13 protein-coding genes and 1 pseudogene are annotated in these 15,772 nt (G+C 34.3%); 8 read left to right on the top strand and 6 right to left on the bottom strand.

Annotation, left to right across the window (positions count from 1 at the left end; translation table 11 throughout):
* Window positions 1–380: 380 nt before the first annotated feature.
* Both CLOCEL_RS13275 and CLOCEL_RS23260 read right to left on the bottom strand, forming a co-directional pair.
* Entirely contained in the window at window positions 381–1,676 is a 1,296-nt protein-coding gene (locus CLOCEL_RS13275; protein ID WP_013291782.1) for an IS30 family transposase, read from the bottom strand.
* A 63-nt stretch (window positions 1,677–1,739) separates the two neighbouring features.
* Window positions 1,740–1,877, bottom strand: a complete 138-nt coding sequence (locus CLOCEL_RS23260; RefSeq protein WP_198283741.1) for a hypothetical protein — start codon at window positions 1,875–1,877, stop codon at window positions 1,740–1,742.
* Between the two features lie 96 nt (window positions 1,878–1,973).
* Here CLOCEL_RS23260 and CLOCEL_RS13265 point away from each other — a divergent pair, with 96 nt between their 5' ends.
* From CLOCEL_RS13265 to CLOCEL_RS13245, 6 genes are read left to right on the top strand one after another with little or no spacing between them, the layout of a single operon-like run.
* The gene (locus tag CLOCEL_RS13265) at window positions 1,974–2,198 is read left to right on the top strand and encodes a helix-turn-helix domain-containing protein (protein ID WP_010075634.1); all 225 of its coding nucleotides are present in this window, start codon (window positions 1,974–1,976) and stop codon (window positions 2,196–2,198) included.
* Window positions 2,199–2,207: 9 nt separating this feature from the next.
* The gene (gene tcmP / locus CLOCEL_RS13260) at window positions 2,208–3,332 is read left to right on the top strand and encodes a three-Cys-motif partner protein TcmP (protein ID WP_010075633.1); all 1,125 of its coding nucleotides are present in this window, start codon (window positions 2,208–2,210) and stop codon (window positions 3,330–3,332) included.
* Window position 3,333: 1 nt separating this feature from the next.
* Complete coding sequence (locus tag CLOCEL_RS13255; RefSeq protein WP_010075632.1) at window positions 3,334–4,110, top strand: radical SAM protein; 777 nt, start codon at window positions 3,334–3,336, stop codon at window positions 4,108–4,110.
* A gap of 10 nt (window positions 4,111–4,120) precedes the next feature.
* Window positions 4,121–4,594 (top strand): hypothetical protein, encoded by a 474-nt coding sequence (locus tag CLOCEL_RS22845; protein ID WP_198283740.1) that lies wholly within the window; start codon window positions 4,121–4,123, stop codon window positions 4,592–4,594.
* Entirely contained in the window at window positions 4,509–6,308 is a 1,800-nt protein-coding gene (locus tag CLOCEL_RS13250) for a DNA methyltransferase (RefSeq protein WP_341271449.1), read from the top strand. The genes CLOCEL_RS22845 and CLOCEL_RS13250 overlap by 86 nt, the downstream gene beginning before the upstream one ends.
* A 2-nt stretch (window positions 6,309–6,310) precedes the next feature.
* A complete protein-coding gene (locus CLOCEL_RS13245; protein WP_010075631.1) occupies window positions 6,311–9,196 on the top strand; it encodes a DEAD/DEAH box helicase in 2,886 nt (961 codons plus the stop codon).
* A gap of 226 nt (window positions 9,197–9,422) precedes the next feature.
* Here the strand turns inward: CLOCEL_RS13245 and CLOCEL_RS23790 are convergent, their stop codons facing one another.
* From CLOCEL_RS23790 to CLOCEL_RS13230, 3 genes and pseudogenes are all read right to left on the bottom strand, one after another.
* On the bottom strand, window positions 9,423–9,620 hold the full coding sequence (locus tag CLOCEL_RS23790) for a hypothetical protein (protein WP_029169231.1): 198 nt from the start codon (window positions 9,618–9,620) through the stop codon (window positions 9,423–9,425).
* A 624-nt stretch (window positions 9,621–10,244) separates the two neighbouring features.
* Window positions 10,245–10,607 (bottom strand): annotated as a pseudogene (locus tag CLOCEL_RS13235) (ImmA/IrrE family metallo-endopeptidase); the annotation flags it as partial.
* Window positions 10,608–10,800: 193 nt separating this feature from the next.
* The gene (locus tag CLOCEL_RS13230) at window positions 10,801–11,199 is read right to left on the bottom strand and encodes a helix-turn-helix domain-containing protein (RefSeq protein ID WP_010075628.1); all 399 of its coding nucleotides are present in this window, start codon (window positions 11,197–11,199) and stop codon (window positions 10,801–10,803) included.
* Window positions 11,200–11,503: 304 nt separating this feature from the next.
* On the opposite strand from CLOCEL_RS13230, the gene CLOCEL_RS13225 reads away from it, so the two are divergent.
* Complete coding sequence (locus CLOCEL_RS13225; RefSeq protein ID WP_010075627.1) at window positions 11,504–12,508, top strand: SEFIR domain-containing protein; 1,005 nt, start codon at window positions 11,504–11,506, stop codon at window positions 12,506–12,508.
* A gap of 138 nt (window positions 12,509–12,646) precedes the next feature.
* Window positions 12,647–14,935, top strand: a complete 2,289-nt coding sequence (locus tag CLOCEL_RS13220; protein ID WP_010075626.1) for a protein kinase domain-containing protein — start codon at window positions 12,647–12,649, stop codon at window positions 14,933–14,935.
* 564 nt (window positions 14,936–15,499) lie between these two features.
* On the opposite strand, the gene CLOCEL_RS13215 is transcribed toward CLOCEL_RS13220, so the two are convergent.
* Entirely contained in the window at window positions 15,500–15,742 is a 243-nt protein-coding gene (locus tag CLOCEL_RS13215; protein WP_010075625.1) for a hypothetical protein, read from the bottom strand.
* Between the last annotated feature and the right edge of the window lie 30 nt (window positions 15,743–15,772).

Raw genomic sequence — 15,772 nt, 5'->3', positions numbered from 1 at the left:
TCAGGAAGGTGAAGTTTTTTCAACCATTTTGAAAGTGAATTCTTGTATTTGTGAAGAATGTCTCTTATATTTAATGAGTTCTTGGTGAATTGTAACACGAGTTTCCCATTTGTAGCCCAAGAATCCCATTTTGAAAATGAAGTTCTCCTTTTGTAAGCGAAAGTCCCATTTTGAAAACAAATATCCAATTTTGTAATCCAAAATCCCGGTTAACATACTGTTTTTTCAGGAATTTTGCTATAATTATCTTACTGACATTTAAAAAAGTGCATGCCAAATAGAAGGTCGATCTTCGGTCGATTTTTTGTAATCGGAAAATCCACCCCTGCTGTAGTCATATATAAGGTAAGGTTTGCCGGTAGCCACTACTTATTTATATGTTATTTTTTGAGAAGTGCTGGTTTTAGAATGATTTCCTCAGCTGCTACTGAGAAACAATCTAACCTGTGTAGTAAATCTTCTCCATAGTAAAAGCTGAACGCCTGGAATGGACTCCTGTTGTTCAGCTTTTTTCTTTTGTATGAATTTATATGGTTCATCATAAGACATATGTCTTTTTGGTCTAAAAGCTCAAAAGTAGTCCCTTTAGGGAGAATTCTTCGAACTAACTCATGATTTACCTCTATGGAGACCTTTTGATAAGGGCTGCTTGGATCACAATAAAACACATAAGTTCTTCTAAGTCCATCAGGTCCAAATTCAATGGCTTTCGGATTGGAGAACTCACTGCCATTATCCGTAAGGATGACTGGAAACAAATTCTTAAACTCTGTTTTTCCTATTACCTGATAAATATGTTCAAAAACATCAATAACCGACTGTGAGGTATTTGAATCACGCACGAACGCCAACATAAGACTAGTATTCACAAAGTGAATGGTTAATAGGACATTTCCACCTTTGCTTCCTATAACGGAATCCATTTGTACAATAGAAAGCTCTGGATTCTTTTCCATAAAGGCTTGAAAATCTTTGTAATTCCGGCCTATACGGCATCCTTTATCAACTTTGAATTCTGATTTCTTGTAGCGTGGTCGATATTTTACCTTGCGTGGTAAGTCAATGTTTCGTACATCAAAGAGGCATGCATCTATGTAGTTATAGAGTGTCTTTTCACTACACATGAGCTCATTTATATGATCGATATATATCTGGTGTATCGATTGACCTTGTTTAATCAGTGGTGAAATCAAAGTATTCAGTCTTGCAAGCTCCGCTTCACTTGAGAGAATTCCACTCCTTGCATCTGATATGTTTTCTTCAAAGGCGGTCTGGGCATCATCTGCATAATACATCATTTTTTTAAGAGTACATCTGTTAAGCTGTCCACACCCATTACAAACATAAGGTGGTTTAAAACTACTTGAACAGATTTCTTCTTCAAACTCTGAACAAAGATCATTGCAGTTGCGACAAATCTTACAGTACTGTGCTGAAGGATGAGTACACTCTTCTTTTTTGCATATACGTTTTAGTTTGCAGCTTGAGCGGCGTTTACAGGTATTGTATGGCCACCCACTGTATCCAGTTTTTATTTCAGTTGCATGCTTTTTTATCTCCTTGGCGATAGTAGTACGATCTTTCTTAACTATCTTGCCAATTGCTCCAAAAGAAAGATTTTCTTTTAAACACGCCTGAATATCAAGGCGTTCTTCGTAAGTTAAATATTTAGACATGATTATCTCCTTATCCGCCACCAGCATAACAAGGATAGCAATCATGTTAAACTATTTCAATCATCAAACAAAAGAAGACCAACCATTAACATTGATTAGTCTTCTAGCATTACTATTTGTAAAGGAAAAATCTATACACCCTTTATCAATACAAACTATATTAATCCTACTAGAAACAAGCCTAATAGCATGGATTTTCATTTTACAATTAAGGTTAATGAGTTCTTGTGCTATACTGGTAACAGTAACGGTAATTTGGATTATTGTGTCTTTTTATAAAACAGAGAGGTGACAAATGTGGAAGTAAGTTATAAAAAATTATGGAAAATCCTAATAGATAAAGAGATGAAAAAGAAAGATTTACAGGCTGATGCAGCAATCAGCTGGGCTTCTGTTACAAAACTTTCTAAAGGCGAAAATGTGAGCATGGAAGTATTAATAAAAGTATGTAAGGCCTTGGAATGTGACATTGGAGACATTGTTGAGTTGATTCCGGGAGAGAATGATTCTACAGAAGGATGAGGTGGGGATATGGCTAGTAGTAATAATTCAAAGATAATCAGTGATGCACATCCACATACGGTCAAGAAGTTTGAATTGATTGAGACCTACATAAAATCATGGGCACAGAAATTAATGTTAACCGAAAGTTGTACCGGCCTTGTATTTATTGATTGCATGTGCAACAGTGGAGTATATAAAAATAATAATAAAGAAATTGTTTATGGTACACCTATACGTGTAGCAAAGGCTTTGTTAGATGTAGCTAGGAGATATCCAGAAAAACAGGTGCAATTGTATTTAAATGATTACATCGAGGCAAAAATAGAAGAGCTGAAAAAACACCTTCCATCCAACGAAAGAAATTTTCAAGTTGTTACGACCGTTTATGAAGGCAATGAACTACTTAAATGGATAGGACCGCAATTAAATCAAAATAGCCACATGCATTTCTTTTTGCTATATGATCCATACGATGCCTCTATTGATTGGGATGCACTTTTACCATTTTTTAGACATTGGGGTGAAGTGTTAATTAATCATATGATTTCAGATTCTATTCGTGCTATCCCGCAGGTCAAACGTGATAATAAGAAAAAGAAATATGAAAATACATACCGGGTCAGTGACATCTCAGAATTAGTTCCTTATGGAAATGATAAGGCATCCTACGAAAAACGACTACTGGAAATTATAAACCTTATGAAAGGGTCTTCGAGAAGAAAATATCACGTAGCAACATTTCCATTTTTTAATACAAAAAATGCGATGGTTTACGACCTTGTTCATTGTACTAGTCATGAGGCGGGATTTAAACTGTTTAAGTCAACAGCCTGGAAAACTTTTGGTGATAAGTCATCATCAAAAAATAGGCATGGAAACGAAGAACAGTTAGTATTAGATTTTTTTAATGAAGGGTGTTGTAGTACTATTGTTGATGAATATTGCTACAATCTGCACAATATCGCGTCTTATGTTCAAGAGAATTTCAAAGGACGAGAAGATATTCCATTAGAAGATATTTGGGCCCTTCTTGATGCACACCCGGTGTTCCCTTCATATGGGTATAAAACTGAAATTAAAAGAATACTAAAGAAAGACTACGATGCGAAAGTATCAACGAATACAGTATCTTTCGCAGATAGGAGAGGATAAAATGCCTGAGATAGAGGAATATATACAACGAAAGACTATGCTCTATAAAACAGGCGTAGAGTACGGAGATTACACAATTAATTTTGTGTTGGGATGTTCGCATGGATGTAAATATCCTTGTTATGCGTACACAATGAAAAAAAGATTTGGCGTGGTTAAATCCTATGGGGAATGGTGTAAACCGAAGCTGGTTAAAAACACACTAGAATTGTTAGACAAAGAAATTCCCCGATTAAAGGATAAAATTAAATCTGTTCAGCTTTGTTTTACAACAGATCCATTCATGTATGGATATGATGAAGTGAGCCGTATGGGAATTGCATCAATTCAAAAATTAAACAATTCAGGCATAAAGTGTTCTGTGTTAACAAAAGGTGTACTACCGATGGAATTAGCGCAGTTACCCAAAGAAAATGAATATGGTATTACTTTGATATCCTTGGATGAAACGTATAGAGAAAAGATGGAGCCTGGTGCAGCACCTTACAAAGAACGTTTATCTGCTTTGCGTGCACTTCACGACGCCGGATGCAACACTTGGATAAGTATGGAGCCATATCCTACACCAAATATGCTAGAGCAGGATTTATACGGTCTACTGGAGGCTGTCGCTTTTGTGGATAAGATTATTTTTGGTCGTACAAATTACAGTAAGGAAGCCAATGCCTACAAAGGCCATAAAGTTTTCTATAACCAACAAGCAGCAGAAGTGATACATTTCTGCGAAGAACGTGGTATTCGATATCATATAAAAGACAAGACAATTACTGAAGAATGAGGTGAACGCTGTGGCATTATTACAAGACTTAATCCAGCAGATTGAAGATCCTGCACTTAGGGATCGAATTCTGAAGGAAACGAATAAATTAGTAAAGCAGAAGAAATTTGGATTGGTATTCGAAGACCATCTGCCAGAGTGTACTACGCTATACGATGTTCCTATTCGTGTAGGATCAAAGGTCTCTTTGAAGAACGGCAAGGTAAACGACTTTTACGTCGTGATAAAGATTGATGGCGCAGAAGCCCTGTGCGACCATAGAGAGACCCATGAAAAGAAAACCATTTTATTGAATGAGTTAGTCGTAATTGCTGAGTTTGGAGAACCTATTTATCCGACATTGAAGCTAATGGATTATGTTGAAAATGCTCCGGATAGTAACTTGTGGCATACGTTGATTGAAGCAGATAATTACCACGCCCTTCAACTTCTTGAATATCTTTATACCGGGAAAGTTGATTGTATATATAGACCCTCCATATAACACTGGGGCGAGAGATTGGAAGTACAATAATGATTATGTTGATAGTTCCGATGCGTATCGACATAGTAAGTGGCTTTCCATGATGGAAAAACGTTTAAAATTAGCAAAGAAATTATTAAATCCGGATGATTCCATTTTAATGATTACAATCGACGATATTGAATTATGTCATCTAAGAGTTCTGATTGAATCAATATTTTCTGAATGCAATTTACAAATAGTTGATATGTTTATTAACCCCAAAGGAAAAGCAAGAGTAGGTAGATTGTCTCAAGTAGATGAATATCTTATTCTTGTTTATATGGGAAGTGCAACCACAATTCCAGATAGAAATAATGATTCAGCAGAAGAAATTAGATGGCCATATTTAAGACGTAGTGATGTGGAATCGGCACGTGGCACTACAAAAGGTGGTACACAGCAGTTTTATCCGATATATGTAAATATAAAAACAGAAAGAATTGTGGAAATTGGTTCGGCGCTTTCTCCAGAGCAACCCTTATCTGACGCAAAAAAAATAGATGGTGCTGTTGCAGTATTTCCAATCAGAGAAGATGGGAAACATATGAACTGGGGACTTACTGGAGAAAGTCTAAAATACGCCATAGAGAATGGATGTGTTAGAGTTTCAAAAGGAAAAAATAAATATCAACCTTATAATTTCGCATACGTAACAATGCCGAGTATAAAAAAGGCTCTATCTGGCGAATACAATGTTTCAGGAGTAAACGAAGATGGAACAAAAATAATTACGCTTCCTAATGGAAGCGAGCATCAGAAGCCGACAGCTTGGAAGGAAACGCACTATGATGCTAACGCATATGGAACAAAATTAATTGGTAAAATGCTTGGAGAAAAAAGGTTTTCTTTCCCAAAATCTTTGTATAGTGTATTAGATGCGCTGCGTATTTATTTGTCTGGGAAACCTCAAGCATTAGTGGTCGATTTTTTTGCAGGATCAGGAACAACATTGCACGCAGTAAATTTGCTCAATGAAATGGACGATGGACACCGAAGATGTATTATGGTAACAAACAATGAAGTGTCGGAAGCAGAAGCAAAAAACTTGGAGGAAGAAGGTAAACATCCCGGAGAAGATTCTTGGGAAAGATATGGGATAGCGCGATATGTTACATGGCCAAGAACGGTTTGTAGTATTAAAGGTGTAGACGTAAATGGCAAGAAACTCCAAGGTAGCTATGAAATAACTAAGGAAGAGTTCTATAGTGAAAAAGTTAGTATACTTGATGACAACGGCAAAAACAAAATGAAAACAGTATTTTTAAAGAAAAAAACACAAGTTTATCCAGAATTAACAGGGGTTAAAATGAGCGATGGTTTTCTAACAAATGCAGCATTCTTTAAACTGAGTTTTCTTGATAAAACATCAATTGCTCTTGGTAGACAATTTAAGGAGCTCATCCCTGTTCTCTGGATGAAGGGCGGCGCTGTTGGGAAATGTCCGGTGTTGGATACTGGGGATTTACCTGGTATGTTAATTCTGCCTCAAAACGAGCTGGCAGTCTTAATTGATGAAATTTACTATTCAGAATTCGACGCTAAGTTGACGGGATATCCGGAAATTAAAACTGTTTTTATTGTGACAGACTCTGAAAGTGCCTATCGAGAGATGATTCGCACATACGAAAATAAGGACTGCTATCAGCTTTACAGAGACTATTTAGATAATTTCCGTATCAATATAGGGAGGTAACCATGAAAGTAGAATTATTTCCATTCCAAAAAAGTGCCCTTGCTGATATTCGTATGAAGACAGCAGAGGCACTAGGCAGCTACCATAGGACACATGCACCACAGGTAGTTTCCTTTACTGCGCCTACAGGTGCAGGAAAAACAATTATTATGGCTTCGCTGATTGAAAGTATTTTCTTTGGTGATGAGAATTATTCAGAGCAGCAAAATGCTGTGGTAATCTGGCTATCCGATTCGCCACAGCTTAATGAACAGTCAAAATTGAAGATAGATTCCAAGGCAGATAAAATTCGTCTTGGCCAGTGTGTGACTGTCACTGAGGACTCTTTCGATAAAGAATTCTTTGAAGATGGGCATATCTATTTTCTGAATACACAAAAACTCTCAAAGACATCTAATCTTACAAAAAATGGTGACGGAAGAACCTATAACATTTGGGAGACTTTGGCTAATACTGTCCATGAGAAAAGTGATCGCCTCTACTTCATCATTGATGAAGCTCATCGCGGTATGCAAGGCAGTGAGGCCGGAAAAGCGACTACCATTATGCAAAAATTTATCAAAGGCAGTGATGAGGACAAAATTCCATCTGTGCCGGTGGTAATTGGAATGTCTGCTACGACACAGCGATTTAATACGTTGGTTGAAGGGACATCTTCTACCATCCACAAATCTGTTGTTTCGGCAGATGAGGTGCGAGCATCCGGACTACTGAAGGAACGAATTGTTATAACTTATCCGGAAGAAGGCTCTGTGAATAGGGACATGGCTATTTTACAGGCTGCTGCAGATGACTGGAAGGAAAAATGGGACCACTGGCATCAGTATTGCTACGAGCAGCATTATGCTTATGTAAATCCGATTTTTGTAATACAAGTATTGAATGGTAGCGGAAATAAAATATCGGATACGGATTTAGATGACTGCCTGCAGAAAATTGAAGAACGAATAGGTTTCCGATTTAAAACAGGACAAGTTGTACATACCTTTGGTCAAACAAACGCTTCCATACCAATAAACGGAATTGAAGTGCGCTATGAAGAGCCTTCGCGTATTTCAGACGACAGAAATATCCGAGTTGTGTTCTTTAAAGAGAATTTATCCACAGGATGGGATTGCCCTCGTGCAGAAACCATGATGTCATTCAAGCACGCAAATGATGCCACATATATCGCTCAGATACTTGGACGGATGGTAAGAACTCCTATGCAGATGCATATTCAAGTTGATGATGTTTTGAATGATGTGCATCTTTATTTGCCATACTTCAACGAAAGCACTGTTAAGGATGTTGTCGAAGCTTTGCAAAGTGCAGAAGGCGGAAATATTCCAACGGATATCTATGGTGAATCTATAACGAGTAAGAGATTTGAAACATTAACTGTCAAACCGAGAAAGAAAAAGGAAAATGCTCCTGTTCCTGGTCAATTGACGATGAATATGTTTAGTGGACAGGTTAATGAAACTCCTGCTGTGGATATCCAGTATGACAAGAGTGCTGTTGAAACAACTTCTGGTATAGGTGATGTTGCGAATGAAACTAGTTCTTTTGCTTGTGATATGCAGGAACATAATCAAAGCGCGCAACCGGCATCAGAGCCACAGAAAACAGATGACCATAGTCAGATTGGTTCACCAAAAGCTAAAACCGAGAACCCTAATACAATTACGGAGGCTGCAATGGCAGACGAAGTTGATCAGGAGGATATCCCAGAAGATTTATTCGATCGCGAAGCTATAATGAAATTCATAAATGATGCGGGGTTACTGTCCTATACAATCAGAGCTGTTCGTATTAGCAACTACCTGAACTCGTTGTATAAAATGGCGCATCTGCTTACAATGTCCGGTTTACATCGTGAGGCTATTCGAGAAGTTCAATCAGAAATTGCTCAAATGATACATGACTATGTAGAAAACTTGAAAATGCAAGGTGCCTACGATGACCTTGTACTTCAGGTTAAGGAATTTAAGCTAGCAACACAGATTTTTGATGCATTTGGAGAAACTGTAGACAACTACTCAGTGCATGATCTGTTTACTACAACAGATACTGATATAGATAGACAATTTAGAGTTGCTAATGTTAAGCTGGGCAATGAAGGAATTGGTATGGTATATGGAAACAAATACATGGATATTAATAATCCAAGTGCTTTCAAAGTAGATGTTATTTTGTTTGTTGCAGACGACGAGTGTATGAACAGGTTACACAACTATGCACAAAAGCGATTCCATGGTTTAAATGACGATTATCGCAGATACATTGCAACTGTCGACTCAGACAAAATCCGTAGACAGTATGATAATATTGTTTCTGATGGCGATGTCGTAAGTAAGCACAATTTCCGCTTGCCGGAAACCATCCAAGTTCCACACGAAGATGGCGGAAAGAAATATATGAATCATCTGTTTGTTAATAACACTACAGGAATGGCTAAGTTAAAACTAAACACCTGGGAAGCCGGTGTAATTGAGGAAGAAGAAAGAAGAGACGATTTTGTATGTTGGATTCGCAATCCATCCAGAGCTTCATGGGCACTTTGTATCCCATATGAAATCGATGGAGAAACAAAGCCAACATTTCCAGATTTTATTGTTGTTAGAAAAGATGATCGTCTGGGATATGTTATCGATCTTCTTGAGCCGCATAATCCTGATTTTAAGGATAATCTTGGTAAAGCAAAGGGATTTGCAGAATATGCAAGACAGAATCCAGGTGTAGGTCGAATTCAGCTAATTCGAATGAGCAAGGATGCTGCTGGTAAGAATAAGCTTAAACGTTTGGATATGTCCAAAAGCTCCATCCGCGATAAAGTGTCTCATACTATGACCAATGACGAACTTGACCATATCTTCGACACCGATGGCTTTTTTTGTAATTACTAAATGAAGTCCACTGACAAACATATATTTGACGGATTAATTTTAAATATGAATAAAAGGCAACAGCACTGGTTCAAACTAATCAACGCTGTTGCCTTTTCTCTAGTCTTTCTTATAAAATTCTGTTTCATAATCATCGGCACGTAGTAAATACTTGGTAATCAAGAAGGGCTACTCCCCATTTAATCACAGATTGCATTATGGTCTAAATCTTGGCAGCATTCAATAATTAATGTCCAACGATAAAGCAATGAGAGCAGGTGTACAATGCGTTTATTAGGATATCACGACTAATGGCTTGTACAATATTTTCTACAAATTTTGGACCACAGCTTTCTAGACGTCCCCATTTCTTAGTGGAATCAACACCTTCATAGGTTATAGATTCACCACCAAATTTGTTCTCACCTATTTTAGGCTTTAGCAAGTCAGTCATTCCTCCTAACTAACACCTCCGGGGAAAATAAGATTTTCCAGGAAAAGTGAAAATAGCTATGTAATTTATAAATAGTAATATAAAATTTATGATAGAACTGGTAATACTCTTCTGTGTGATCTTTATCCATATATAGAAACTATGTTTACAGAATAGTGAAAATAAATCATACTAATAATTATAGATGGAATGAAAAAAAAAATTGTTTTCGAACTTCGAAATTGAAAGGATTTGCAAATCATGCAGGGCCTTTCAGCAATTTTAAGGAGTTTTTCTAAAATCGGAAAGTAGTATGAGTATGGATTTAGTCGTAGGAAAAAGTTACTTTAAATGAGCGTGAACTTAGAGAATTTATATATAAGCTTTATGAATTAAGTATATAAGATTGGGAGAAACAGTACCAATCCAAGGAAACGATTATCGATAGAACTGGTTGGTCGGTTAAGTTGATTACTGACAAGTATACCTTTGAGAGTGAAGGAAATAATGCATATTCCAAAGTATGGAATAAATTTTAAAAAGGTATAGAAACTTTAATAAATGAGGATTTTAAATAAAGCCTGATTTGGGGACAGGGATACTGTCTTAAATATGGACAAGTATCCTTGTTTTACTTTACATATCCAAATTAAACTTATACTTCATCAATTTCACAGGAACACAAAGAGAACTACATATCTGTTCAACGTTCAATTCAGAACAATCAATATCATTGATATTATCACCAATCAAAAGCTCAGCGGCAAATTTGTCAGCTTCAATTTCATACTTATTCTTAACTTGTAAGCTATTCTCAATAAAAAAGCTGATAGACATTTCAGTATGAAGAAGTGCGTGGCCAAGCTCGTGAGCACAAATATATTTCTTTTCTTCCTCAGGCAATTTTGAATTAATATGAACTATCTCATATCCATTCTCAGTTCTTTGAAAAAAACCTTTAATTTCATCTCCTAAATCACTTGTTATAAGTTTAATATTAAGATACTCACATAACTCAAAAGGATCAGAAGTCGAATAAAGTGATTCTTAGCTTCAAAGGAATTACTTTTACTATTGAAGATTTTTATATATGAAGCTTAGAAGAACTTATCCAGACGGATAAGCATAATTTAAAGCATCTACAATTTTCTTTATCATATGTATGGGCCTCCCAACTTATTTCTAAGTTAAGCTATTTTTGGTTTAGTTCTTTTTCTTTCTTTTGCATTTGCTCAGCATATTGAAGTCCAAGTTGCAGAGCATTTGCTAAAGCAATCTTACTATCGTTAGATAGCATTTCACCGTTTAACATTAATCCAGGTTGAGCAAGAATCAGATCCATAGCTGTTTTCACATCTAATATTTTTGGAAGAGGTGTTTCGTTATCATCAGTAGCCTCTGCATTCATTAAGATATTAACATCAACATTTAACGCTTCAGCTATACTAGTTATAGTTTTAACTGAGGTGTTAGTTTTACCATTCTCGATATCACCTAGCGTCGATTTAGAAATATCAGCTTTAGCAGCTAATACTCTTATTGATAATCCAGCTAAGTTTCTATATTGTTTTATTTTTTCACCGATGTTCATAACATATTTTTGTATTTGCTAAAATTGAAGATGAAAAGTTCAGATTTACTTAAGGAATTAAAGTTAGTGTTGGCTAGTAACACTTTTATTTTGGAGAAAAAATTTTTATAAGAAGATGTATACCCTATATATGTCAGCATAAAATTAAATAAGTATATTAATATAAGTGTTTCATTAATGAAGCTATATAAATATTTATACAATTATTCAAAAAATAAGTTTCATGTAGAATCTTTATTTAAGTAAATATAAAAAAAATATATATATTTATTTAAAAAATCATTATATTTAAGAGAGTGATAATATGATTTTTGTAAGTTATTCTTGGATTCATGAAGAACCTGATTATAATGTTTTAAGATTTGTTAACGACTTAAGAAAAAATGGATATGAAGCTACATGTGATGTAATGTATATACAAAAAGAAAATGCAATTAATTTTCCAAAAATGATGGCTAAAAATTTTAAGGCGGCAGATAAAGTTATAGTAGTTCTATCAAAAGAGTACAAAAGAAAGGCTGATAAATTTATTGGAGGAGTTGGCCAGGAATATCAATATATTATCTCGGAAATAGAATCAAATTCTAACAAGTATATATTAGTTTCATTTGATAAAAATTTTCATGAAGTAGTTCCTGATTTTCTAAAAGGTAGGGAAATTATATTTATCAATAAAACCAATCCTAGAAAATATGATAAGTTATTTTTCCGTATTAGAAATGGAGAAGAATATGTTTTTGATCCTCCAAATATTATTTATACGGAACCATTACCCATGTTTTTAGGTGAAGAGGAATTGATAGATGTAAGCAGCAATATTTCAAGAGTAAAATATAGATTTCAATCAGATATATATTCATATATCAAAAAATGTATTGAAGGTTATAGGGAGATTAATATTTGTGTAGAAACACCACAAATATTAGAAATATTATTGACTTTCCCAAATAGTACACTCTTAAGAGTGTTTAATAAATACGCAATATCAAGGGATTCTAGGCCATATGGCAATTATTTATGCGATTTTTGTGGAAGAAATGTGCAAAATAAAATTTTAAAGAGCATAAGATATGATAGTTCTTATGATTTTTTTAATCGTGAGAAATCAGATTACCTAAAGGTTGCTGAATATATTAGAGAAAGAAGTGGAGATGATGAAATAGAAGAAAAACATATTTCCTATGCGTTATTACAATGGACTAAATCTGATACGATAAATGCAATACACAAAAGCTTGGGAAAAGAACTTATGGATAAAATAATTGATGCTGTTTTAAAAGATACTACAGACCCGGGTTTGATATTGTAATGATACTAGAGTTATTAACTTCAAGTAATATTATGGACTATAAAAAATGTTACTTGCCAGTTGAAGTTGATTTTTTATTTTTTTAATAGCATAAAAATGGTTTTGTAAATAAATACATTATATGAGGTGTGATAATAAATGGGATCTATGTCTTTCGATGATGAGTTACAGCCTGGTGAAGCCAACTATAAGTTTTATGATAAGGACAAAAGAGTACTCAAGGAAGGGTATTTAATATACGATCAATATAAAATAGAGAAAAGCATCACTGATGGTGGCTTGGGGTTTGTTTATTTATGTGAAGATATAATTTCTGGTGAGCTGGTTGCCTTAAAGTCTTCGAAAGCAGATATTAGAAATCAAAGTGAGTTGAATGGTTTTTTTAAGGAAGTTAAAAATTGGATGTTAATTCCTTTGCATCCCAATGTTGTTTATACTAAAGGAGTGGTTAAGATTAATTTAGTGCCATATACAATTATGCCTTGTATAAAAGGTGATTCGCGTTACGGGCTAACACTTTTGGAGTGGATAGAAAATGGTTACCGATTTACATGCGAAGAAGTACTTTATATTGCTTTGCAAATTTGTCGTGGTATGATACATTGCATAAAGACGTATAGGGATCAAGGTCTTGAATATGTGCATCATGATCTTAAGTTAGAAAACATATTCCTTGAGTTAGATAAAAGTCGTCAGAAGAGTGGTTTCAAAGGTATATTTGGATATGTTGTGAAAATATCTGATTGTGGTGCTAACGGTATTACAAAAGAAAATTTACCAGTAGGTTGCTCAGAAATTACGCAACAAACAGATATTTGGGCATTTATAAAAATTATAAGACAATTAAGTAAATACCATGTTGATAGTGATAAAGCTTTAGAAATGCTGGGTATAGCTTTAAAGGAAATGTTTGTGGATACAAATGGTTGGCAGTATTATAGTTTTACTGAATTATACGATATATTCGATGAACTTTTAAAAAATCAATACAATATATTTGCAGAGGATATTTTTCCGCAAGTTCATGCAGATATATTGACACAAGTTGGACTTATAATAAATAGATCTATGTTTGAAATTAACGTTACTCGAGAATATAATAAACCGTATATAGAACTTGAAAAAATACAGAAAGTTTCCTATGAAAATAATTTATTCTTGTGGTCTGGGGTGCCAGCAGAAGCTGTAATTCTTCAAGGAATGCTATTGGCAAGTTTTTTAGATTTTAACTGGCAACGCTTTGATAACAGTATTGATGCCCTTGAAAAAATTGTAGCCACCATGCCAAAGATTGCACAAAATAAGTTATCAAAATGGTATGCATATGATATATTTATTGATTTGCAGGTAATACGCTGTGAATCATATATTGAACGTGGAAGATATAAAGAAGCTATTAAGAAACTTGGTGTAATTAACTTTGATAATTTCTTTAATTTTAATTGGGTAGAGAAATTGATAGAAGCGTATTATCACTGTGATGATAATGAGGGATTAAATTTATTCAGTGAAAAGTTTCAAAGTTTTATTAGTAAACTTGAGAAAAATAATGAGAACAAACATTATATTTGTAAAATAAAGTTTTTACTTGTTAAGGCGTTAAATCTTTTGCACAAACCTAATATAGCTATTGAGATATTAGAAAAATGTGTGGATATCGACAAGGATAATCTAGAATACTTTTATGAATATTCTAGAACTCTTATGATTTTAGGTCGTGTTGTGGAGGCTCGCAAGCCACTACATAGACTATATAGGTTATGTGAATATAATTTATCATTGAATATTACTGATCATATGACGTTATACTGTTATTTATCACAGATACTATTTATGTTAGCTGATTTCGACTCAGCTTATATGTATTATGAAGAATACATGAAACATCACGATAATAGTTATCGTGAAGCAGACAATGTATATCTTCAATTAATGAATGACAATAACAAGGAACTTATAGAATGGAGACAATGGAGAGAAAGAACTTTATCAACAGACCAAGTGACTCAAGAGGTATATAAGGAACTTATAGACAAGTATAACATATGTGCCCAAAATTATGGTTCTGTACATTTAGGCGCTGCTTATGCAAAACGTGGAACTTTTCAAGTTATAGCAGAACTTTTTGAATATATTGTTGCTGCTAATCTTTCTATGGGCAGAACTAAAGCTACAATAGAATTGTGTGAATCTTTTTTATCAGCATATGATCCAGAATCCTATGGTGCGCATTTGTATAAGGCAAGAGCCTATGCTATAGAAAAAAATTATACACAAGCAAGAAAAAATTATGACCATGTATTGGAATTGATAGATATAGTTTTCCCAACTGGGCTTTTAAATGAAGACGGAACATCACAAATCTCAGCTTCAGCTGTTCAGGAACGAGAAAGAATAAAAAGGGAAATGGAAATGTTTTTAAAATAATATTTATAGTTTTAGATAAACCATTTATCTTTAGTGGATGTATTTGGGCTTAACTTATAACACTTTTTATGTAAACATATAAAAAATATATTGGTAGGATAATGGAAATAAGTCATACTAATAATTATAGATGTAATGAAAAAATTTGTTTTCGAACTTCGAAATGGAAAGGCTTTGCAAGTAATGTAAGGCCTTTCAACAATTTTATGGAATTTTTCTAAAATCGAAAAGCAGTATGAGTATGGATTTAGTGATAGGAAAAAGTTACTTTAAATGAACGTGAACTTAGAGGATTTATATATAAGCTTTATGAATTAAATGTATAAGATTGGGAGAAACAGTAGCAACCCCAAAAAACGATTATGGATGGAACTGGCTGGTTAGCGCTCATTAGTTAAGTTGATTACTGACAGTATACCTTTGAGCGTAAAGGAAATAATGCATATTCAAAAGTATGGGACAAATTTTGCAAAAGTATAGAAATTTTAATAAATGAAGACTTTAAATAAAGACTGATTTGGGGATAAGGATACTGCCTTCAATATGGGCAAGTGTCCTTGTTTTTTATATATTCAAATTAAACTTATACTTCATCAATTTTACAAGAGCACAAAGAGAACTACAAATCTGTTCCACGTTCAATTCAGAAAAATCAATATCATTGATATTATCACCAATTAAAAGCTCAGCAGTAAACTTGTCAGCTTCAATCTCATATCCATGCTTAGTTCTTTGAAAGAAGCCTTTAATTTCATATAATAAATCGCTTGTTGTAAGTTTTATGTCAAGATAATCACATAACTCCAAAGGATCAGAAGTCGAATAAAGTGATTATTG

It is taken from the genome of Clostridium cellulovorans 743B (assembly GCF_000145275.1).
Lineage (GTDB): Bacteria > Bacillota > Clostridia > Clostridiales > Clostridiaceae > Clostridium_K > Clostridium_K cellulovorans.
Note: the sequence above shows the minus strand (reverse complement) of the source record. Positions and strands in the feature narration are given on the sequence as shown.

What these genes read in the sequence shown, in the direction of transcription:
- CLOCEL_RS13220 (WP_010075626.1), top strand. Translation starts at nt 12,647, where the DNA reads ATGGGATCTATGTCTTTCGATGATGAGTTACAGCCTGGTGAAGCCAAC.
- CLOCEL_RS23260 (WP_198283741.1), bottom strand. Translation starts at nt 1,877, where the DNA reads ATGAAAATCCATGCTATTAGGCTTGTTTCTAGTAGGATTAATATAGTT.
- tcmP (WP_010075633.1), top strand. Translation starts at nt 2,208, where the DNA reads ATGGCTAGTAGTAATAATTCAAAGATAATCAGTGATGCACATCCACAT.
- CLOCEL_RS13230 (WP_010075628.1), bottom strand. Translation starts at nt 11,199, where the DNA reads ATGAACATCGGTGAAAAAATAAAACAATATAGAAACTTAGCTGGATTA.
- CLOCEL_RS13225 (WP_010075627.1), top strand. Translation starts at nt 11,504, where the DNA reads ATGATTTTTGTAAGTTATTCTTGGATTCATGAAGAACCTGATTATAAT.
- CLOCEL_RS13245 (WP_010075631.1), top strand. Translation starts at nt 6,311, where the DNA reads ATGAAAGTAGAATTATTTCCATTCCAAAAAAGTGCCCTTGCTGATATT.
- CLOCEL_RS13275 (WP_013291782.1), bottom strand. Translation starts at nt 1,676, where the DNA reads ATGTCTAAATATTTAACTTACGAAGAACGCCTTGATATTCAGGCGTGT.
- CLOCEL_RS13255 (WP_010075632.1), top strand. Translation starts at nt 3,334, where the DNA reads ATGCCTGAGATAGAGGAATATATACAACGAAAGACTATGCTCTATAAA.